The organism is Palaeococcus sp. (in: euryarchaeotes), from assembly GCF_053987695.1.
Window position 1 is genome coordinate 1 of the sequence record NZ_JBMXHE010000072.1, and the last position, 4,958, is coordinate 4,958.

The following is a 4,958-nucleotide window of genomic DNA, read 5'->3' on the forward strand; positions in this document are numbered from 1 at the left end:
TCCATACAAACGAGATTTTTAAAGCTGGTAGCTAAGTAATATTTGCTATTGATCATTCCTTCTGTTATTATAGTTATAATTAACTTTCCCCTTCTTCGTCAAGAGATTATCAAGCATTTGGTAATTAATTGGTAATTGATTGATAACATAACGGTAATTTATCGGTAATGGATTGTATATAAATTTCTAAGTTCATAGGTGGTAATATGGATTGGCAAAAATACAGCTTTGTTGTAAGATCCAAAAATAGGAAGTTAGTGATCCTTTCTCTAGATAGACCAAAAAATCCGACTCAGATATCTGAAGAATTAAGCTTAAGTCTTCCCCACGTGAGCAGGGCACTAAAAGAGCTTGAAGAAATGGAACTTGTTAAATGTTTAACTCCAAATGAAAAATTAGGAAGAATTTACGCGAGAACAGAAATGGGGGGTGAAATTGCTGACCTTCTAAAGAATCTTTCTGATTCTAATTGTAATAGCCGATAAACGACTTAAGCTTAATTTACTGATAATCTCAGTTAAAATGGAAGGTATAATAATTTCAACACGCTAAGCGATATATTTTCTCCAAATATTTAAAGACAGGGTTTTCTAAAGAAATCCTGTCTACAATACTCTACTGCATATTTGACCGGATCTTTTGATAGCTTTTCTTTGCCTCCAGAAAATTCTATAAGATTCTGATACTGATCCCATTCTTGGAGTGTTCGTTGCAAGTCATATGACAGATATTCTGGACCATACCCCCTTTACAGTGTGCGTATCCCTGCCAACTCTTTCAAAAATATCTGCAATATGCTTTGGAATCAATAAGATATTCCTGCTTATCCGCGTTGGACCTGTTCTTCATAGCTTGGTGGGCAGGTGTTGGCTCTCCGCTTATAATGGAGGCTGTAGGATATTGGAGGGTTCACTGGATATTCCTTACTTTATATTACTCATGTGTGGCTCGATTTTGCCTGGCTTACAGCGATTGCACAAATAACTTCATTAAGCGGGTTCAGTCTAAAGATTTACAAAACACTGCTGTTTGCTCTTGCTTTGCTCGTAGCCCTATTTGGAATTGATTTCCTCTATTACGCCTTTAGAGAAAGCCATCTTCTTCCATTTTAACTCATATTGCTAAATCTCTTCCGAAAGAGAGAAGTGAATACAGCAAGAGAGGTGGAGAGACTTTTATGTAGCTAGGTTCCACCGAATGGCTTGCAGATTTGAAATGGGTCAAACCTAAAAGTCTGTGGAGAGGATTTCAGCAACAGTAAGGCTGAAAGAGCCGAATGTAAATACAAATACAATCAACTAACCAATGGGCCCAACAGATAAGTAAAAAGTTGGGTTTACCAAAAAATAGATAGATCAACTTACCCTTTCATCCTCTGTAGTTCCCTCTCCTTGAGAATCCTTCTGAGCACCTTTCCAGCCTGAGAGCGCGGGATTTCTTCGATAAACTCAACCTCCCTTATTCTCTTGTATTCTGCAATTCTCTCCCTGACCCACTCTATAAGCTCCTCTTCTGTAACCTTGCCCCTGTATTCCGGCTTGAGAACTATATAGGCTTTCGGAATCTCTCCTACAACAGGATCGGGTTTGCCAATAACAGCAGCAGCATCGAATACTGCCGGATGCTTGAGCAGCAAGGCTTCAAGCTCTGCGGGAGCAACCGTGTGCCCCTTGTACTTGATAACCTCCTTAATCCTGTCTAGGAGGTGGTGATACCCCTCTTCATCGATGTATCCAAGATCTCCAGATCTGAGCCATTTTCCCCCGTTAATCTTGATGAAGCCCTCATCACCCCTGTTGAGATATCCCTTCATTATGTTGGGCCCCTTCAGAATTATCTCTCCCACCTCTCCAAGAGGTAGTTCTCTCCCATGCTCGTCTATAACTTTTGCCTCCACATCGGAAAGGGCTATTCCCTGGGTTTCCGGTTTGTTTGCGTAGAAGGGATTCAGGGCAACGCAGGGAGATGCTTCCGTCAACCCCCAACCGTGCTGAAAGATGAGGAGACTGTTGTTGCACTTTTCCGAAAGAACCTTCTTTATTCTTATCATGACGTCAGGAGGGACTGGGGCTGCTCCTATTATTGCAAGCCTCCAGGAGATGAAATCATATGCTTGACTTTTCTCAAGCCAGTCTGTGAGGTAAATTATCATCGCCGCAGTTGTTCCGATTACCGTAACTCCATACTTCTCCACCAGCTCACAGAATTCCTCCACATTGAATCTCGGAAGGATTACAAAGCTCAAACCCGCCCATACTCCTCCAAGCATAAGCATGTTCATCGCGTAGGAATGGTAGAGAGGGAGAGTTATGAGCGAGATGTCATTCTCATGAATTTCAGATGCGGCTACAAACTGAATGGCGTTGGATACAGAATTGTAGTGGGTCAGCATCACACCCTTCGGCTCTCCAGTGGTGCCAGCAGTGTAGGGGATTATTGCCAAATCCTCCTTCGGATCACCATTTTTCTCAGGCTCAAACAAGCCGGGCTTGAAGTCCGGTATATCTATGAGCTCGATCCCCGTCTTTGAAGCTCTCTCGTACAGGCTATCTTCAACAACTATCGCCTTTGCGTTGCTGTCTGTAAGGTAGAATTCCAGCTCGTACTCCTTGAAGAGGGGGCTGAGGGGAACAACTGTACATCCTGCCTCAGTATTCCGAAAAATGCAACCACCCATTCGATGCTGTTCGCAGCATACAAAGCAACTCTATCGCCCGGTGCAACACTTTCCCTCAGTCTTTGGGCAAAGCCATTGATCATCATGTTAAGTTCTTCATAGGATACTCTGGAGGGGTAGAGAAAAGCTGGCTTGTTGCCGCACCGCCTTACCGTTTCTTCCAGAATTTCATCCACTCTGATGGTAGGGTAGTGAAGATGAGGTCTCTTCAGGTAAACCATGATAGATTTCCATGAATTCAGATATAATTTTTTCTAATTAATAGTTGTTGATATGGGCGGAAATTCAGCAGTCTTTAGAGTTACGTGGCGTGGTTAACTTGGCAGAATGAAATCTTTATTTTGTGACTGTTTTAGAGTTAGGGGGAGATTTAAAGTAGTAGCTAATTTGCTTACATCTTTATGAGATTCTAAGCACGCCAGTCTAGTACACTGTTAAGACACTTAAGTGTATAAGTGGTTTGACGAACATATCACAACCTCTGTCAATCAAATGCACGCTGCTATCCAGAAGCCATAAACGAAACTCTTAAGTAATTTACTTTTGAGTAAATTACTGTGAAGTAAAATGTTTGTGAACAGGACCGAGGAGCTCGACCTCTTGGAGAGGAGACTCAATAGTGGGAAAGCTGAATTTATCGTAGTATACGGTAGGCGTAGGGTGGGAAAAACCGCACTTTTGCTAGAGTTCATCCGAAGAAACGGTGGGATTTACCTCCTCGCAAGGGAAACGAGCAAACTGGACAATCTAAAGAGGTTTTCGGAGAGGCTGGCCGAATCGTTCGGTGACGAGCTGCTGAGAAAAAACCCATTCCAGAGCTGGGACGCGTTTTTTGAGTATCTGCATCAGAAATCGAGGGAAAAGAGGGTTGTTGTGATGATAGATGAGTTTCCCTACCTTGTCAAAGGTGACAGGTCCCTGCCGTCAATCCTGCAGGAATACTGGGACCTGAAGTTTTCGAAGGAGGAGTTGTACCTCGTAATCTGCGGTTCGAGCGTTTCCATGATGGAAAAGCTGCTCGGCTACAGGAGCCCAATCTACGGAAGAAGGACCGGACAGCTAAAGCTCCACCCACTTGACTTCTTCAATGCGAGGAGTTTCCTTCCTAAGTACTCTATGGAAGAGTTCGTGGAGGCTTACAGCATCTTGGGCGGGACTCCTGCTTACCTCCTCGAGTTCAGCGATGATAAAAGCTTGGAGGAGAACCTGAGTGACTACTACTTCAAGCCGGATTCATTCCTCTACGGTGACGCGTTCTTCGTACTCAGAGAGGAGCTGGATGAACCCAGGAACTACTTCGCCATAATGGAAGCGATAGCAAGGGGGAAGACGACGCTCGGAGAGATAATGGCTGAAACCGGCCTTGAAAGGTCCCTCATCGGCAAGTACCTCTCGGTTCTGATTGAGCTTGAGCTTGTAAGGAGGGAAACACCGGTGACGGCGAGTAGGAAGAGCAGGAGAGGGCGATATTACATCAACGATCCCTACTTCACATTCTGGTTCCGGTACGTTCATCCAAATATAGACCTCATCGAGACGAATCAGGGAGAGTTGCTCGTGAACAAGGTCGTGGACGACCTTCCCGCGCATGTCGGAAGGATCTTCGAGGATGTTGTGAGGCAGCTTATCTTCAAGCTGAACAAGGCAGGGGTTTTCCGTTTCACAAAAATTGGCAGGTGGTGGCACAAGAAAGAGGAGATCGACCTGGTTGCCCTCGACGAAGGGGAGAAAAGAGCCCTCTTTATAGAAGTTAAGTGGAAGGAGCTTAGAGAAAAGGATGGAAGTAGAATTTTGAGGGATTTGGAGAGGAAAAGTGAGCTTGTGGGGCTGGATGAGTGGGAGAAGAGTTACGGACTAGTGGCGAAAAAAATTGTGGGCAGGGAAAAATTAGAAAGAGGGGGCCTTCTAGTCTGGGATCTGGAAGATTTCGAAAAGCTTTCTGGCGGGAATTTGGGGCATGTGCGACTGTAATAACCTTTTTACTTTGGCGTGGAGTTAGTGCTTTTTTAGTTGAGGAAAATTAGGACTTCTAGCATGTACTTCGTTGTGAGAACACCTTGGATTTACAACTCTGCCAATCGTGTATAAACACTTAATCGTAAATATATTTAAACATAAAACCTTAGTTCCCACCAAAAGTAATATAAATTAACAAACCTTAGTTCCCACCAAAAGTAATATAAATTGACAATAATCCAGCTGAATTATGGATTTGGTGGATAAATACCTTGAAGAGATAAATGCGATAAGGAAACTAATCAAACCAATCGTGGATGAATAC

3 protein-coding genes and 1 pseudogene are annotated in these 4,958 nt (G+C 43.6%); 2 read left to right on the plus strand and 2 right to left on the minus strand.

Features of this window, described 5'->3' with window-relative positions; all coding sequences use genetic code 11:
- Positions 1 to 206 precede the first annotated feature (206 nt).
- Positions 207 to 485 carry a winged helix-turn-helix transcriptional regulator gene (locus ACXJGZ_RS06225; RefSeq protein ID WP_456398649.1) on the plus strand — a complete coding sequence of 93 codons (279 nt, stop codon included), beginning with the start codon at positions 207 to 209 and terminating at the stop codon, positions 483 to 485.
- An 875-nt stretch (positions 486 to 1,360) separates the two neighbouring features.
- Here the strand turns inward: ACXJGZ_RS06225 and ACXJGZ_RS06230 are convergent.
- Complete coding sequence (locus tag ACXJGZ_RS06230; RefSeq protein ID WP_456398651.1) at positions 1,361 to 1,813, minus strand: AMP-binding enzyme; 453 nt, start codon at positions 1,811 to 1,813, stop codon at positions 1,361 to 1,363.
- Between the two features lie 45 nt (positions 1,814 to 1,858).
- Positions 1,859 to 2,898 (minus strand): annotated as a pseudogene (locus ACXJGZ_RS06235) (class I adenylate-forming enzyme family protein); the annotation flags it as partial.
- Positions 2,899 to 3,244: 346 nt separating this feature from the next.
- Here ACXJGZ_RS06235 and ACXJGZ_RS06240 point away from each other — a divergent pair.
- The gene (locus ACXJGZ_RS06240) at positions 3,245 to 4,648 is read left to right on the plus strand and encodes an ATP-binding protein (protein ID WP_456398650.1); all 1,404 of its coding nucleotides are present in this window, start codon (positions 3,245 to 3,247) and stop codon (positions 4,646 to 4,648) included.
- Positions 4,649 to 4,958: the final 310 nt, after the last annotated feature.